This is a genomic window from Nostoc sp. T09, from assembly GCF_002154695.1.
Taxonomy (GTDB): Bacteria; Cyanobacteriota; Cyanobacteriia; order Cyanobacteriales; family Nostocaceae; genus Aulosira.
On record NZ_MTAV01000131.1, the window covers coordinates 1 to 16,884 of the forward strand.

12 protein-coding genes are annotated in these 16,884 nt (G+C 45.0%); all 12 read right to left on the reverse strand.

Annotated elements, in window-relative coordinates; all coding sequences use genetic code 11:
• Positions 1-163: 163 nt before the first annotated feature.
• The 12 genes from BV372_RS24650 to BV372_RS24705 all read right to left on the reverse strand — a co-directional run bounded on the left by BV372_RS24650 (position 164) and on the right by BV372_RS24705 (position 16,709).
• Positions 164-574: a hypothetical protein gene (locus BV372_RS24650; RefSeq protein WP_218776763.1), complete on the reverse strand. Its 411-nt coding sequence runs from the start codon at positions 572-574 to the stop codon at positions 164-166.
• Positions 526-1,176 carry an MOSC domain-containing protein gene (locus BV372_RS24655; RefSeq protein ID WP_086689130.1) on the reverse strand — a complete coding sequence of 217 codons (651 nt, stop codon included), beginning with the start codon at positions 1,174-1,176 and terminating at the stop codon, positions 526-528. The genes BV372_RS24650 and BV372_RS24655 overlap by 49 nt, the downstream gene beginning before the upstream one ends.
• Before the next feature lie 58 nt (positions 1,177-1,234).
• Complete coding sequence (locus BV372_RS24660; RefSeq protein ID WP_086689131.1) at positions 1,235-1,624, reverse strand: DUF302 domain-containing protein; 390 nt, start codon at positions 1,622-1,624, stop codon at positions 1,235-1,237.
• A 56-nt stretch (positions 1,625-1,680) separates the two neighbouring features.
• Positions 1,681-2,181: a nuclear transport factor 2 family protein gene (locus BV372_RS24665; protein WP_256973438.1), complete on the reverse strand. Its 501-nt coding sequence runs from the start codon at positions 2,179-2,181 to the stop codon at positions 1,681-1,683.
• Positions 2,182-2,315: 134 nt separating this feature from the next.
• Positions 2,316-3,065: a glucose 1-dehydrogenase gene (locus BV372_RS24670; protein ID WP_086689132.1), complete on the reverse strand. Its 750-nt coding sequence runs from the start codon at positions 3,063-3,065 to the stop codon at positions 2,316-2,318.
• Positions 3,066-3,244: 179 nt separating this feature from the next.
• Positions 3,245-3,763: an SgcJ/EcaC family oxidoreductase gene (locus tag BV372_RS24675; RefSeq protein WP_086689133.1), complete on the reverse strand. Its 519-nt coding sequence runs from the start codon at positions 3,761-3,763 to the stop codon at positions 3,245-3,247.
• 170 nt (positions 3,764-3,933) lie between these two features.
• A complete protein-coding gene (locus BV372_RS24680; RefSeq protein WP_086689134.1) occupies positions 3,934-4,365 on the reverse strand; it encodes a cupin domain-containing protein in 432 nt (143 codons plus the stop codon).
• A 443-nt stretch (positions 4,366-4,808) separates the two neighbouring features.
• The gene (locus tag BV372_RS24685) at positions 4,809-5,402 is read right to left on the reverse strand and encodes an alpha/beta fold hydrolase (RefSeq protein ID WP_179198224.1); all 594 of its coding nucleotides are present in this window, start codon (positions 5,400-5,402) and stop codon (positions 4,809-4,811) included.
• 125 nt (positions 5,403-5,527) lie between these two features.
• Positions 5,528-6,064 (reverse strand): DsbA family protein, encoded by a 537-nt coding sequence (locus BV372_RS24690; RefSeq protein WP_086689136.1) that lies wholly within the window; start codon positions 6,062-6,064, stop codon positions 5,528-5,530.
• Between the two features lie 209 nt (positions 6,065-6,273).
• Positions 6,274-6,903, reverse strand: coding sequence for a response regulator transcription factor (locus tag BV372_RS24695; RefSeq protein ID WP_086689137.1), 630 nt, complete (start codon positions 6,901-6,903; stop codon positions 6,274-6,276).
• Positions 6,900-12,926, reverse strand: coding sequence for an AAA family ATPase (locus BV372_RS24700; protein WP_086689178.1), 6,027 nt, complete (start codon positions 12,924-12,926; stop codon positions 6,900-6,902). The genes BV372_RS24695 and BV372_RS24700 overlap by 4 nt, the downstream gene beginning before the upstream one ends.
• A gap of 300 nt (positions 12,927-13,226) precedes the next feature.
• Positions 13,227-16,709, reverse strand: a complete 3,483-nt coding sequence (locus tag BV372_RS24705; protein WP_086689138.1) for a trifunctional glycosyltransferase/class I SAM-dependent methyltransferase/polysaccharide deacetylase — start codon at positions 16,707-16,709, stop codon at positions 13,227-13,229.
• Positions 16,710-16,884: the final 175 nt, after the last annotated feature.

Below are 16,884 nucleotides of genomic sequence, written 5' to 3' on the forward strand. Positions count from 1 at the left end.
TGCTGCTGCAACCCTTCGCAAGTAATTGGGCGAGTAGCGGACGCCCGATCGCTCCTGTTGCCCCGGCAACAAAAATTTTCATTTGTAAACCCTCTAAAAGTTTGTTCCTAGCAGTATCTTTCTCATTCAATGTTTCTCATTGCTTGATTCATAGACTAAGAAATCAACAGAAATCAAAGTGGTGTTTGTTCTCATTAGGCAGGGACGTGTTGCAGTCGTGAGGCGAGAAATTGAGAGATATGGTTTGCGATCGCATTCCCTTCCTCTTCCAGGGCAAAATGTCCGGTATCGAGTAAAACGGTTTACTTTGATTTTGCGCTTTGAGTTCGTCTGATGCTTCGTGCTTTTGCAATTGCATGATCGCTGATCGCACTGCAAAGGTTGTATCTGAATCCAGGTGAGGATCGCCAGCAATAAAAATTTGGGTTGTCAGCGGCGTGTATTCCGGGGCACTGATTTTGAAATGGGTATGAGCATTGCTTTCTGCACCAGTTTCGGCCTTAGAAATACTCGAAACAACAGCATCTATTTCACATCCTGACGACGACTTTGCTCTTGGAAATATTCGCGCCAACTTTCGGGTAAGGCTTCAAGTTGAGTAGCGCGGTGCAGTAACTCTGGATTGTTCTGCTCACGGGTATAAAGTTGAGTGATATTGGCAACCGTAATTTTGTTATCATCTCGGCTCACCAACTCTAAAGTGTCTCCAGATCCGACTTCGCCCTCTTGCAAAACACGAAAGTAAAATCCAGTGCGACGACTTGCAAGAAATCGTTTAACCATATCAGGTCTTCCAAACCGAATCCCCAGTTTGTAGCAGGGTAGGCGAGGTTGTGTCACCATCAGTTTTACAGTGCCGATCTGGAAGCGATCGCCAATGTTCACTTCCTCTTCTTTCAGCCCAGTGGTTGTGAAATTTTCACCAAAGATGCCTAATGGCAGATCTGTATCAGGCAATTCACCTCGCCAGTAATCGTAATGCTCGAACGGATAGACATAGACTGCTTTGTCTGCTCCTCCATGAACAGTTAGATCAGCTTGTCCATCACCGTCTAAATTGAGCGATCGCACCATTACCCGTTCGCTGACTGGTTCTTTAAAAATTCCAGTACTAACTGTTTTTCCTTTCCAGGTGACTTCACGCGGCAGTCCAACGTTTACAGAGATGAGTTTCATAAGAATATTAAATTGGGTTAAAAATCAAGTATCTAAATTGAATCAACAAATAAGTTAATTAAAGGAGTGCTTGATGGATTAAAGGTGCAATGATAGCGATGTTCTTCACCAACTCATCGCAGAGAGAAAAGCGCTGTTTTAAGTAATTGGGATCGTTGTAACTCAGCCACACCTTGCCGTCAGTGGCTTCCCATGCCAGTACTTTCAGGGGTAAATCCAGGGCTATTGTTGGTTCTGCCACCATGAGCGGAGTTCCGGCTTTCGGGTTGCCAAACAGCAACAACTGCGTCGGACATAAGCTTAGTCCGACTTTTTCGGCTTCAGCCTGTTGATCAATGCGGGCAAAAACGGTGATGCCTTTTGCTTGAAGGATGGCTACAAAGCGATCGATAGTTTCAGTCACTGCATACGGGCTGAGCTGGTTGATGATGCCGTTGTTTGCATTCATAGCAGTAGATTCCTTGCAGGATAAAAACTGGGTGATATGGTCGTTGCTCCAGCTTCTCAAAGATTGAGGTCTGACAATCCGGGATGATCGTCAGGACGACGACCCAGTAACCAGTGGAATTTGCGTTCGCTCTGGTGAATTGGCAGGTCATTGATGCTGGCAATCCGCCACCGCATGAATCCGTGTTCGTCGAACTCCCAATTTTCATTGCCGTAAGAACGAAACCAGTTGCCGGAATCATCATGCCATTCGTAAGCAAAGCGGACAGCAATTCGGTTGTCTTGAAAAGCCCAAAGTTCTTTGATTAGACGGTAGTCCAATTCTTTAAGCCACTTACGTGTCAAGAACTGTACGATCGCCTCACGACCGGATAGAAATTCTGAGCGGTTACGCCAAACGCTATCCGGCGTGTAAGCGAGTGATACTTGTTCAGGGTTACGTGTGTTCCAAGCATCTTCTGCAATTCGGACTTTTTGGATGGCGGATTGACGATCAAAACGCGGCAGGGGTAGTCGAGGATTTTCGGGGTTATTCATAGTGTGGTGTAAAACTAGCATTTATAGCGTTTCTATAAGCTAGCTCCAATTTAAAGCAGCGATTTCCTCTAGTTTATTCCTCTGTGCTTTGAGTTGCGCGAAACGTGAACACTACACAGCCCGCTTGCAACCTTAGCGATCGCTTTTAAGGTGTTTCAAATCTGTGCCATACCGCCATCGACAAACAGCTCGATACCGTTGACAAAGCTGCTGTCGTCTGAAGCGAGAAAGACAACGGCTTTGGCAATTTCGTCAGGCGTACCTACTCTTCCCAGGGGGATGGTACTGGCTTGGCTGTCCACGAATGCCTGCACCTGCTCATCACTAAGCCCTATGAGATTGTAACCAGGAGTAGGAACCACGCCAGGGCTGATGGCATTGACGCGAATTTTGCGCTCTTTGAGGTCGAGTGTCCAATTCCGGGCAAACGATCTCACGGCGGCTTTGGTGGCGCTGTAAACACTGAAGGCTGGGGTGCCTTTCACAGAAGCAGTCGAAGCATTGAGGACAATCGAAGCCCCCTCTGGCAACAAAGGTAATGCCTTCTGCACGGTGAAAAGCAGACCTTTGACGTTTATGTTGAATGTTTTGTCAAAGTGTTCTTCAGTGATTGCTCCAAGTGGGGCAATTTGTCCACCGCCAGCATTAGCGAAGATGATATCGAGGTGTCCTTGTTCTTGCTTAATGGTGGCAAATAGACGATCGAGGTCTGCCAGATTAGAAACATCGCTCTGCACAGCCGTAACATTTTTACCGATGGCTTCTACAGCAGCATCCAGTTCGACTTGGCGACGACCCGTGATGTAAACGTATGCACCTTCGGCAACAAACTGTTTGGCAGTGGCAAGACCGATACCACTATTGCCACCTGTGATTAAAGCAACTTTTCTTTCTAGTTTTTTCATAGGTTAATCTGATGGGGATTCTGGATTTGTATAAACCATTGAAGTGTTATCAGTTCTGTTGCATCACAGCTTTGAGAACAGCAGATTTAACCCTTCAGTCATTGTTGGATGAGTTAAAATGCGATCGCGCAAAACGGTATAGGGCATCTGAACTTGCATTACCATCTACACCGTCGAAATCATTTCACCTGCTGCTTGAGACTTGAAACGAGGTCGGTCACTTGACGTTGAGCCTCTGCGCTCAGTGAGTCAAAGTCGTCTAAGAAGAATTGACGTTCTAGCGTTAATTTCCGGGTATTGAGCAACCCTTCGATCTGCCAACCTTCGTCGCCTTTCGTTAGGACGTATAGCGGCAGCGAATCTCGTGACGGTGAAGTTTCGGTTTGTCCGGGCAGTATTACCCTGATAACTACGAGCATGAGCGCGAGTTGCGAGTTCACGAAGCGGACAAAATTCACCTCACCCTCCAGGCGTGTTCCTTTGACAACTGTGTCGAACGCTTGCTGATGAAATGCAGCGATTTCTTTTCGACTCTTGAGATGCGTGCCCTCGAACGTGATGAAATCGGCAGTTTCGCTGAACGGGGCAGCGAAGCCTTCGCCGCTACCTCGATTCCAAGCATCAATCATCTGGCGATGGAAAGCACGGATTGCCGACTCGTCAGCAGTAGTGGTGGTTTGAGCTGCTTGTGAATTCATAGTTTTGAGTTTTCCTTTTAAGTGACAGACCAGTTTTCAAGCGGCATAGCGGGTGTTATGAACTCTGAAAATCATCGGCTCTGTGAGCCAGTTCCAACCATTCCTCAAAAATCGCAACGAGGGCTGAATTTCGCTTCTGGACTAGGTTATGTAGAAGTTCATAACACCCTCTAAGGGATATCTCCGGGCGCACCTAGAATTTCGTCGCCAATTTCGCTAGAGATGCGATTGAACAATGCTATGTCAGGTGCCTCATTCTCGTTTAGCGTCCCTGTTGCTTCAATTAGTTGAGCAAAGCCACTGGGTGCAGAAACGGTTAACCCGCGAGCTGGTTTATCGCTGAGTGCAGCAACGACATGGGGTGTGCCCATCGGAATGAACACACTTTCACCTGCGCTTAGTACAACCTTATTCTTATTAACCCAGGCAGTCAACTCTCCTTCCAGCACATAAATTTGTTCGGAATAGCGTGTATGGCGATGAGGTGGAGTTTGCGTACCAGGAGGGAAATAGCCCTCAATCAGGTCATATTTACCGTCAGTCGTGGTGCGATCGGCGAGAATAGTGAGGTGGGTACCAAGAAGCCAGAATGATTGTGTCATGGAAGTACTCTTTCTAATGAATGAATTGTGTTACGAACGCTCAAGCTTACGGCTCAGATAAAGCAGGCGTTCATGCCGTTTCTAGATAAACAAGTGTGACAAATTTTGAACATTAAGCTTGCTGGAAAGGCTTTGCGAGGTACGCTCCGCTTTAATTAAATCTGCTAAATTTAACTGCGTACCAATGGTGTATCCACCAAATGTTGTGCCAGAAACCAAACTTGCGTCTCATTGGTTGGCTGGGCTTAGCTTACTAACAAATCGTTAAATTGAGATTACTAAAAAGCAGTGCTTGCAGCTTTAATCACTTTGGCAACCTCTTGTGGATGAGAGATAAAAGGAACATGACTGGAGTTAACTTCGGTTGTCTTAGCACCAATCCGTTTAGCCATAAATCGTTGAAGTTCAGGGTTGATGGCGCGTAGACGCGCAGCGGCTTGTCGTCAGACATCGCTTTGAGTCACGATAAACCATGAAGGAATTTTTTTCCAGGCGATTTCGTTCAATGATTGCTCAAACGCTGCGCTAGCGATCGGCTTTTGAGTTGCTGCCATCACTCGCGCTTCAGCCTTCGATACGTCCTGGGCAAAAAATTCGTGAAACTTCCCGCGATCAATATAGAGAAAGTTTGCAGCATCAGGTATAATCGCCTTGCTAATCGGAGCTGCTGCATACTTTTTATTCAAATCACTCGTCTTTTCACCGACATCTGGTGCGAAAGCATTAACATAAACCAGAGCTTTCACCTGTGAATTGCCAGCCGCCGCACCTGTGATTACATTTCCACCATAGGAATGTCCGACCAAAACAACGGAACCTTTTTGATTGTCAATCACCCGCTTCGTCGTTGCCACATCATCAGCAAGCGAGGTGAGCGGAATCTGCACAGCAGTCACTCTGTAGCCATCCTGCTCCAACAATGGAATAACATGTTGCCATGATGTACCGTCAGCAAAAGCCCCATGAACGAGAACGATCGCAGGTTTAGAGTTGGACGCTTGAGGTAATTCTCTGGAGGTAGCTGATGTTGGATGCATTGATATGCCAACGACAACACTTAATGCAAATAACCACAGCAACAATTTTTGAACTTTTTTCCCTGTAAATACCATCATTGCGATCGCCTCTGTATTCTTGCTAAATTGCCGAAATCTCTGGAATCTTAATCATTTGCAGTAACAATGGCTGCCATTATCTGCTCAACAGTCCAGCGATCAAGATAGCGAATTCTATTAATAAACAGTGCTGGGGCAGCTGTTACTCCACTGTGTAATCCACTTTCGATATCTTGATTGATGCGATCAATATGTACTTGATTGGATATATCTTGCAGAAATTGGGGAATATCGAGTCCTAGATTATTGGCATACTCCACAAGATAATCGTTTCCTAACGCTTGTTGATGGGTAAACAAAATGTCATGCATCTGCCAGAACTGACCTTGGGCAGCTGCGGCTTGGGCCGCTTCCGCCGCACGTTGAGCATAAGGATGTATTTGCAGCTGTGGAAAGTGGCGAAATACAAAACACAAGTCTTTGACCTGTTGCTGGATTGCCTTGATTAATTGGTGAGCTTTGCCACAAGTGGGACACTGGTAGTCACCATATTCGACGAGTGCCACTGAATTGCCTACCAATCCCTGAATATGATCTTGTTCTGAAATCGGCACAAGCAACCGATTATAATCATCAAGACTCATTTGGCACCTCTTAGGAAAGGAGTGCAGCAGGTAGAGACAGATGATTGCTATGAAACCTCTTTCACAATTGGGTAGACCAATGCCGCTCTGTTATCTGTTGCATAATCTCAATTTAGAGAGTTAAGTTGATTCTGTCGCTGAGAAAAACCTCAGAAGATCAGCTGACAAATTAGGCAACTGATAAACTGACAAATTTGACAGGTATGAGGCTATAAGCTAACAATGCCTCGCCTTAATGCAACGATCACAGCCTGAGTGCGATCCTCCACGCCCAGCTTAGTTAAAATATGATTGATATGAAAGTTGACAGTGCGTTCAGTAATATGTAGAGCCTTGCTAATGGCTTGCGTACTCTTGCCCGTTGTAATGAGTTGAAGCACTTCTAACTCGCGATCGCTCAATTCTTGACTCACCATGCGCTCTAAGAGTTTGGCACCTACCTGGGGTGGAATGTGCTTCTGTCCTTTATGAACTGCGCGAATAGCAAACAGCAATTCTTCTGGCTCGGCATCCTTGAGTAAATACCCTTTAGCCCCTGCCCGCAATCCCTGATAAATGTCTTCATCACCGTCGTAAGTTGTCAACACAATAATCCGAGCATCAGGAAACTCGGCGCAGATGGCAGTAATGGCAGCAACCCCATCCATCTGGGGCATTCGCAAGTCCATCAAAGTCACATCTGGCTGCTGTTGACGAAAGACGGCGAGTGCTTTATGACCATTCTCAGCTTGTATAATTACAAGGATATCTGGCGCTTCTTCCAGCATAGCAACCAAGCCTTGACGCACAACGGGGTGATCATCTACAACCAGAACACGAATGGCATTGGGTTGGCTCATGATGGCTTTTCCTGATTCACGAACACCGCGATTTCTGTCCCTTGTCCAGGGGCGCTCTGGATCTGGAACTGTACCCCAATGAGATCGGCACGTTCTGACATCCCCAATAAACCAAAACCATTGTGATTAGAAGAACGATCAATGGTAAATCCCTGTCCATCGTCCTTGATTCGTAATGTACACTGCGTAGATTGATAGATGAGTTCAACGCGAATCTCAGTTGCTTTGGCGTACTTCAGTGCATTAGTCAATGCTTCCTGTCCAATCCTGAGCAGATTATTCTCCACCTCAGAGGGTAGCGGATAGGGGATACCGATAGCTTCACACATAATTATCGTACCAGTGGATGATTCTAGCTGGGTTGTTAAATGCTTGAAAGCGCTGAACAGATCATTATTTTCTAATAAGTATGGACGGCGCAACGCTTCTACAGAGCGGCGTGCCTCTGTGAGTCCAGTTTGGGCTAAGTTCTGTACTTGAGCTAGGTAAGTTTGAGCTTTTTCAGGGTCTACTGTTATTTTGCTAGCAGCAGATCTAGCGTGAATCACAATGCCCGTGAACGACTGTGCCAGTGTATCGTGAATTTCTCGCGCCATGCGGTTGCGTTCTTCCAGAATCGAGGCGGCTTCGGCGAGTTTGCGTTCACGCAGTGCTGCGTTGCGCAGTTCGCTAATATCAAGAATCACCCCCAACATTTGCACAGGCTGTCCGGCTGCGTTATAAATGCCTCGACCTCTGCCAACTAACCAGTAAATACTACCATTTGGATAGATTACTCGATATTCAGCTTCAAAATCAGTATGAGTTGCTAGAGCTGCTGTAACAGCTTGCTCGACCCGATGAATATCTTCTGGATGAACGCGATCGCGCCATGCCTGATAGCTGCTCTCAACTTCACCAGGGACTAACCCCAGCAATCGGGCGTGGTTATCGTTCCAATCTGTTGTATTCTCAACGATATTCCAGTTCCAACTGCCGATGTAGGTAAAATCCATCGTCAGCCTGCGTTGCTCTTCACTCTGCCGCAGGGCGTTTTCAATTCGTTGGCGCTCTTCAATCTCTTGTGAAAGCAGCAAAGTCCGCTCAATTACTCGTTGTTCCAATGTTCGGTTGTAATCGCCTAGCAGTTTCTGGGCTTGTTTGCGCTCTGTGATATCTTGAAAAACTACGATCGCATAAGCCACATCGCCCCTTTCGTCAAAAATGGGGGTCCCCCATGTCTCAACAGGAATTATTGCGTCGCCTCGATGAATTTCTATATCGTCTATCCTAACGTGTTCGCCTCTCAACGCTTGGATGATTGGCAATTTCTCAGTTGGATATATTTGATCAGTTCCTGATAGATAAACCTGATAAACTTCTGCAAGTTGATCTGGTGTCACAGAAGAATCACTCCCTTTGCCCAATAGCTGAATTGCTTGTTGATTGAAGTAGTAAGGACGACCAACAGCGTCTACTACTCCAATTCCCACCGGAATTGCTTCTAGAAATTGAGCCATCTTACTTTCGCTCTCCCGTAGCTTTGAGTAGAGTTTGGCGTTTTCAATTGCAATGGCTGCTTGAGTTGATAAAAGATTTAAAACTTGCGTTCGCTCCGGTGTAAATGCTCCTGTTGCTAATTGGTTTTCCAGATAGAACACGCCGACGAGCTTACCTTGATTTAGCAGCGGCAAACACAGAAGTGATCGAGTTTGATTGTGCTGAATGTATGGCTCATTGATAAAATTACCTTCATGAGCCGCATCATTTAAGATGACAGGTTCATGAGTCCGGATTACATACTGAATAATTGATTCAGGTAAGCGATTTGCTATCGGAATCGATTGCAGCACTCGCGTATCACAGACCTTCTCACCATCATTGAGTTCGCAAGCAGCCTCAATCACCCATCCCCCGGCGTATTCCAACAGCAAACATCCAGTTTGTGCGCCAGCATTTTCGATTAATATCTGCATCAAGGAACGAAGCAACTGATCCAGTTCAATTTCACTCGAAATCGCTTGTGATGCTTTCATTACCGTCGCTAAATCGAAAGCGATATGTGAGGTATTAGAGGTAGTTCCAGCAGTGGTGCGGATTGACGTGGAAGCCACGCCCGACGACTGAGGAAAAAACTGTGGATAACGAGTCTCTAAATCTCTTACTTTCGCAGTTGCTCCCCACCGTTCATAGCAGTAGTGAGCTTCTTTCATGTAGAGCTGGGCAAATTTTTCCCGACCCCGCTCTAAATAAAATTTAGCGGCTAACTCATAGGCTAAGGCTTCTTCTCGAAGATAGTTATTTTCTTTCGCTCCAAGAATTGCTTGTTCGTAGAATTCTTCTGCCTCAAGCAACTGACCCAAAACTCGTGCTGTCTCTGCTTTTATCAGATGGTATTTATGCAAATGATTCATGGGCGCATACTGTGCCCATTGCTTCATTTTCTCCTGTCTCACAGCAACTTTTTCCAATATTTCCGCTTGTTTTTGAACGCTGCTTTCAGGGTATGTTGCAAGTCTTGCTAGAGCATCATAGAGGTGGTAAAAAGGGCCAAGAGGTGAGCCTGTTATTCGGATCAAATAACGTTCTGCTACGGTTGAGTTTTCAACTGCCTGAGCATACTCAGAAAAAAGGTAGCACAGGAAAAGTTTATTGAAATAGACATCAAAGATTGCAGTTCCATCATTTGCTGCTTCGTGTTGTGGCAATCCATTCTCCTCATTGTAGAATTTACCAACTAGACGGGTTGGATTGACCGAGAAGCCCATCAAATTTGCGATCGCCTGCTGAAATATTTGATGCCAGTTTAGTGCTGTGCCCTGTTTAATTTGACGGATTGCTTCATTGTATATTGTCATCTCATGTTCAACTTCCACGAGTTCCTTTCCGATGGCATAAGATTGAAAGCAATAACAATGAGCACAATAAGCGGCAAACTCTAAATCTCCAGTTTCTAGCCCAATTTGATAGGCTTCTAGTAATGGCTGTGATATTTCTGTAACATGTTCTTTCCAATGAATGGTGCAGTTATTCACGATCAGCAATGTTCTAGCTCTGAGTGAATAAGTCTGAGGGTGTGACAACAGACTTAGCGCCAGCTGCCCAAACTCGTAGCCAGTCTCAATATTTCCGATCGTCCCACACAGAACTAATCCAAAGTTGGCATAAGCAAAGGGAGACGCAAACGCATTTCCATGTTCGATTGACAAGCTGACTTGTTTAGATACCAGTAGCGGCATTAAATCAGGAGCGGCAATCCAGGCCGCAAGCGTAATCTTAGATAGGATTCGCATCGCTGCTAATTTATCCGGCTCGCTCATTTGGGGCAAATGAATCAAGTCCTTGATCGATTTCTGACTGAGAAGGTATGAGATTGCGTCTAGTTCAAGCTGAATATCAGACTGGCTTGGCTGTTCGGGAAAACTGATCCCCAATTGCTGCAAAACTTGCAATCCAGTGTTGATCGCTTCTAATAGCTGGTTCTGTGCGATGTCGGTTTGAATTTTGACTTCGTAAACTTTTAGGCTGTCGAGAACTGTTTTAGCTGATTGTAGAACGATCGCTGCCCAGGATTCTACCTGCTCAAAATCGCCACATAAATACGCAACTTCTGTTGTTTCTATATATAACTCTAAGGTCAGGTCATAGTTTGTTTGCCAACTAGAAGCTGCCAGCCATTCTCTTCCTGTAGCTAAATATTTTTTGGCAATAGTGTAAGCGATCGCCCCTTTTGCTTTCTGACCTGCGATTAAATTTAATCTGGCAATTTCATCTTGTTCTGATTGATCTGTAACAAGCTCAATCCCATGATTAAGATGATCGACAATTTCAAACACCTGCTCCGATAGTCGCTCTGGTAAAGTCTTTTCTAATAAGTTGCGACCGATTTGGAGATGAACCACTTGTTTGTGCGACTCATCGATTAAGGCATATGCTGCTTGCTGTACGCGATCGTGCAAAAACTTATATTCTTGAACTAACAAGTTCTCATCTAATTCAGATATAGGTTGAATTAATCCAGTTTGTATCGCTGCCAGCAAATCTAGAGAAACTGCTTTAGGAGGTTGCTCACAAACGATCGCTAACGTATCTAAATTAAACTCAGCCCCGACACAAGCCGCTAATCGGAGAATTCGCTGTGTGTTCTCTGGTAGTTTTTTCAACTTCAAGAGCAGCAACTCCACCACATTATCGGTAATAGCTTGGGCTTTAATTTGAGAAATGTTCCACTGCCAGCTTAAGTGTTCTGCGTCAAAAGTCAGAAGATTTTCGCTATACAGCATTCGCAAAAATTCGCCGACGAAGAAGGGATTGCCCTCAGTTTTACGCAATACCAAATCAGCTAAGGAACCAACGGTGTCAGTATTGTGATGTAGCGTATCGGCAATCAACTGGCACAATGGCTCAAGCGTTAATGGTGCCAGGATCATCTCCTGAAGCACTGCTCCTTGTTTTCGCAGTCGTTCCAACGTTAAGACCAATGGATGCGTTGGATTGACTTCATTATCTCGATAAGCTCCGATCAAAAATAGGAATTGGATTTGCTCATCCAGCAGCATCAGCTCAATTAACTTCAGCGTTGCTGAATCTATCCACTGCAAATCATCTAAAAAAATTACAAGCGGATGTTCCTTTGAACAAAACACCCGCACGAACGACTGAAAAACCCGATTAAAACGATTTTGTGCTTCAATTGCTCCAACGGACGCTACGGGCGGCTGCTTGCCAATAATTAATTCAACTTCCGGAATGATATCAATGATAATTTGTCCGTTGGTTCCCAAAGCTTTTAGCAGGTGCGATCGCCACTGTTGCACTTGTTCATCAGGTTCACCAAGTATTTGCTGCACCAATTTTTGCAAAGCATCTGCGATCGCGCTGTAAGGAATATTGCGCTGAAATTGGTCAAATTTACCCCAGATAAAATAACCGCGCTTTTGGGTGATAGGTTTGTAGATTTCCTGCACTAACGCAGATTTGCCAATTCCCGCATAGCCAGATACCAACATCATTTCGACTTTGAAGGTTGGGTTGCTAGTTTGTTCTTGTTCTAAAGTCTGTTCTGCATGGTTTGGTGAAGAAGCAACGCGGTCAAAAGCTGCTAGTAACATTGCAACTTCTTTGTCGCGCCCATACAATTTTTGGGGAATTTGAAACTGATCCCAAACGTCTTGAAGACCCAGTTGAATGCTGTTAATGTGTCCGATTTCTTCTAATTGGCGAACGCAGATTTCTAAATCTGCTTTGATTCCCCAAGCACTTTGATAGCGATCCTCTGCATTCTTCGCCATCAGTTTCAGAATTATATCTGAAACTGGTTTGGGAATCGTTGCATTTATTTCATGAGGCGGAGGAGGCTGTTTGGCAATATGACAATGAACTAGCTCAAGTATGTCTGTTGTGAGAAACGGCAGGTGTCCGGTTAGAAGTTCGTAGAACGTCACACCGAGCGAGTAAAAATCGGTGCGGTAGTCGAGCAAACGGTTCATCCGCCCTGTTTGCTCTGGAGACAAGTATGCGAGTGTCCCTTCTAACACATGAGGACTTTTGAAAGTCGGATTCGTGCGGTTAAATTGGGTGGCAATTCCGAAGTCAATAATTTTGACAACGCTAGTATCTCGATTGAGAACAATGTTACCAGGGTTAATATCCTTATGAATAACATTAGCGGCATGGATTCTGCCCAGAATATCGGTGAGATCGATGGCAAGATGTAGAAACGTGAATAAGGGCATGGGGCAGAAGTCTGGGCACTTGTGTATCCATTGCTCTAGGGACTCTCCGCCAAAGTCTTCTAAGAGAATGACAAGTGTGCGTTGATAGTCTTGCTGACTGTATGTCTTGACAACTCCTTCCAGGTGAAGAGAACGGGTAATTTCATATTCTTGCCTGTAGGGGATCAGTTCTTGAGGAGAGGGATAATCAAGCTTTAGCATTTTGATGATGATCGCTAGATCATCTTCGACTCTAATGCCCCGATATACCAGAGAATTAGAACTTTCGTATATCTTGTCTTGGATGGCAATACCAGGTAAAGCAATCATAGAGCTTCTCTGGAGAGTATAATCTGGCATACCTCAAACTATACAGCACTTCTGATTGGGCGACATCGATCAACTTTGTGGCGGGCGGTTTGCAACGCTGCTTGGGCTTGCTGTAAGGCAACTTGGTAGCCTTGCAGGTCAAGCTGAACTGCCATCACAGGATACCCACAATCGTGAGAGCGATCGCTCCTACTCCTAACGCCGCCAGTAAAAATCCAGAATCAACCCAAGTCAGCTTTAGGGCAGATAAACTTCACAAGCTATTTCATAGTTGCGGTCTACTGAATATATATTGTGGAGTTACCGCGGTATTTTCCTGATAAATTCCTGTAAGCTGTCTGAACCCATAACCTCAATCCTGGGTAAACTGAGGGGTCGATCGCCAAACTGACTCAAACCTGAGCGACAAGATAAACCCAAAGTATAGCCGCAAGCGCCGATTAAGTGCTCGACAACGCGATCGCAATCTCCGTAAGGATAAGCGAAAGTTTTAACTGGTAAATTTAAAGCTCGTTCTAAGATAGCTCGCGATCGCGCTCCCTCTTGTACTATCTCTGTCAAAGATAAAGCCGTTAGCGGCTGATGAGTTGCTGCATGAGAACCAAACTCAACCCCCTCACTTTGAAGTTGATGAATTTCTCGCCATCCCAACAACGGTACTTCTTCTTCATAAGCCTCATCCCAACTGTTTGAGGTTCCTACTCGCTCTGCTACGAGAAATACAGTTACAGTGAAGTTATATTTTTTTAATAGCGGCCAAGCATATTCATAAAAGTCCAGATAGCCATCATCAAAAGTAATTGCGATCGCCCTTCCTGGCAAGGGTTGTCTGGTTGCCATTGCCAATTGCCACTTCTGCCACCCTACACTGTAAAAACCCGTATCCCGCAAATATTGCAACTGCTCCTCAAATGCTTGGGGTGTTACTCGGTAACGATCCATTTTCTTTGTACCCATTGGTGCAACGCGGTGATACATCAGAATTGGCAATCTGTGGGTAACAACAGGCTGTGAATTCCAAATTTCTGAAGGCTGTCCCCCATGCCAGCGAACAGAAGCCTCAACCTGAGATGGTATTGGTGTAGGCTGCTTAGCTAGTTCAACTATTTCTGGCGTATGGCGAAGCCAGGGAAATTGCAGGCGAGGTTGACGTTGAAACAATTGCACACGATAAAGAGGTGTTCTGATTTCTTTAACCAAGTTTAATGAAGGTAGCCTGGCAAAGGTATCACCGATCGCTTTGGCTCCAAAGGGCAAACCCCAATCAAAACCAGGTTTATCTGGTTCATCAACGATCTGATGGGCGTGAGCCATAATTAGATAGCCACCAGGTTCGAGCGCATCGGCGATTTTTTCGGCTACTGCTTGCAATTGGGCTAAGCCCCCAGTATAGTAAAGCACTTCGCTACAAACAATTAAATTGAAGCGTCCCGGCAGTGGATCTTTATTCATGTCCAACTGTTGGTAACTAATATTTTGAAAATTGCTACAACGTTGAGCAGTTCGCTCCAGGGCAACTTGCGAGATATCAGCAGCAATTAGACTTTCAATATGAGGAGCCAGTTGAACGGTAAAATGACCTTCGGCACAGGCGAGTTCTAGTGCTTTCTCAATTCGCTGCGAAGGAAGTAAAGAGAGTGTTTGTTCGTACTTAGTTTGCTCGTAGGGATTGGTATATTTCCAAGGATCTGGTTGGGTAGAAAATAGACTCTCGAAATGAGAGCGATCGTATTCATGGCTGGTGTTAACTTCTGCCAGATCAGTTGCAGAGGAGATGGTTGAGCATTTAGACCACAAACCCAGTGCTTCTGGTGCATAGATGACTCGCTCTGGCATCTCTCCCGGGCTAGAAAGCTGTACTATTGATTCTGCGGTGACTTTAGCCATTTCTACTAATTCACGCGCCACTGCTTTCGGGAGTATTGCTCGTCGAGAAACACTGCCATTAAAACCACAACGACGACCTAACACTATTGTTTGAGAAGTTACTAGCTGATGCTCAATGACTGCACTTGAACCGGGAAAAGCCAACCATTCTGGTAACTGAGCTTTTGCTTTAGCTGCTTGTTGCAAACGCGATCGCAGCGATGTTAAATCTTTGAAAGGCTTACCTATCAAGGCTTCCCGCACACAAGTAATGCATAACTCAAAACCGCTGGCTGTGGCGATCGCTACCCTTTGAGCTTGGGATGTGACTAAGTTGTTTTTCACAGGGATAGTGACAACACCCAAAGCCACACCGCCGACTGTGATCATGACATCAAGCTCTGGAAGCGCTACTTCTAAATCAGCAAGTTCTTCGCTAACTTCTACGACCACAAAAGCAGAATTTACTTTTTTTGTTGTCGTTGCTGCTGCAAATTCAGAGTCATAAAAACGTTCTGAAGGCCAATCTGGAAGCCCCCAAAGTTGTTGCAAAAACACCGTCCAGCCGATTTGGTCGTGGGAATTTTTGTCAGTTTGCGAGTAAATTGTTTGCTCAAAAAATCTCCCCAGAATCTGCCATGCAAATTGAGATGCGATCGCATCCTGAATTACCCAACTAGCTACTAATCCATCGCAGATAGGTAATTCTATACTACCGAGTTCGATTCCCTCCATTTTTACTATGCAGTACAAACGCTCAGATGATGCGGGGGTATGTATATCAACAATTGGTTGTGTTAAATCTAAGCAAACTCCATGAGTAGTCCCAATAGTTATCGGTTCGTTTATCTGAGCGTGTTGCAACACCATACGCTCTAGAAGGGTAGAAGTTCGACGAGTCAACCCGGTAGTATGCGACTGCGATTCTAGAGCCTGTAGAAAGTCGTTGAGATATTGATTAACATTAGGCCAGAGCTTGTACCAAACAGTTGGTAGCTGGCAGTTAGGGAGGAGTGAAGACTCAAAGATACATTCGGCAATCCAAAGCGGATCTAGATTTCGTGCATACTCATCCTTAATTAATTGCAGAAGATGCCGAGCATCTTGACCAACACCTAAAAACAGTCCCGCACACCAACTTGCCCAATAAAGCTTTTGGCTAGCAAGTTGATTCGACTTCAGCCCATCTACATAATCATGATGAGGATTGGGAACCCGAGGATCGGAAGAGTATCCCTGAGTAAGTACACGTATGGCATCAGTAAAAAATTGATTTCCATTTCTCGAAAGCGAACTCGGACGCATTCTGTACAGTGCCAATATTTCTCTAACTGCACCAAAGCGAGCACCACTACGAGCAATTCGCTGCCAGAGATCCCAGTCTTCACAGATACAAAGCGAGGTGTCAAATCTGCCAACAGCCTCAATCAGAGATTTACGAATCAGGCAGGCATGAATCACAAAAGCACAGGAACGCACAAATAAGGGAAACATATCTGCCAAAGCAGGCGCGTACTTTTGATTGTAAAGAGTGCCATCAGCAGCTACGCGGCTCCATCCGCAGTGAACAGCATCTAGGCTAGAATCAGCAGCTAGTGCGGCTGTCATTTTTTCTAAATGTTGGGGAGCCAGCCAATCATCGGCATCTAGAAATAAAAGCCAGTCGAAATTAGCAAGGTCGATGCCAGTATTTCGAGCCGCGCAAACTCCCTGATTTGACTGACTAACTGTGCGAATACGGCTATCTTTTGATGTAAATTGATGAGCGATCGCAGCGGTTTCATCAGTAGAGCCATCATCAACTACAATTGCTTCCCAATGCGGATAAGTTTGGCACAAGAGAGATTTAATAGTTTCAGCAATTGTTTGTGCTGCATTATGAGCTGGTATGACAACAGATACACGTAAGATTGGCATATTATTTTGGTTGAAATTTTGAATTCCAGTAGGTTATTAGGTGAAAGAAGACTCTTGGAGTTAGAATTTTAATTTATGAGATGTATTCGCAGATTTTTTATTTATTTTTTCTTATACCCAGCGTTACTTATAATTTAGTAATTTAATGAAGATTTTTCTATAAATAGTGTTATTA

Coding starts and splice junctions, on each gene's coding strand:
- BV372_RS24655 (WP_086689130.1), bottom strand. CDS start 1,176: ATGAAACTCATCTCTGTAAACGTTGGACTGCCGCGTGAAGTCACCTGG.
- BV372_RS24660 (WP_086689131.1), bottom strand. CDS start 1,624: ATGAATGCAAACAACGGCATCATCAACCAGCTCAGCCCGTATGCAGTG.
- BV372_RS24665 (WP_256973438.1), bottom strand. CDS start 2,181: ATGCTAGTTTTACACCACACTATGAATAACCCCGAAAATCCTCGACTA.
- BV372_RS24670 (WP_086689132.1), bottom strand. CDS start 3,065: ATGAAAAAACTAGAAAGAAAAGTTGCTTTAATCACAGGTGGCAATAGT.
- BV372_RS24675 (WP_086689133.1), bottom strand. CDS start 3,763: ATGAATTCACAAGCAGCTCAAACCACCACTACTGCTGACGAGTCGGCA.
- BV372_RS24680 (WP_086689134.1), bottom strand. CDS start 4,365: ATGACACAATCATTCTGGCTTCTTGGTACCCACCTCACTATTCTCGCC.
- BV372_RS24685 (WP_179198224.1), bottom strand. CDS start 5,402: ATGCATCCAACATCAGCTACCTCCAGAGAATTACCTCAAGCGTCCAAC.
- BV372_RS24690 (WP_086689136.1), bottom strand. CDS start 6,064: ATGAGTCTTGATGATTATAATCGGTTGCTTGTGCCGATTTCAGAACAA.
- BV372_RS24695 (WP_086689137.1), bottom strand. CDS start 6,903: ATGAGCCAACCCAATGCCATTCGTGTTCTGGTTGTAGATGATCACCCC.
- BV372_RS24700 (WP_086689178.1), bottom strand. CDS start 12,926: ATGATTGCTTTACCTGGTATTGCCATCCAAGACAAGATATACGAAAGT.
- BV372_RS24705 (WP_086689138.1), bottom strand. CDS start 16,709: ATGCCAATCTTACGTGTATCTGTTGTCATACCAGCTCATAATGCAGCA.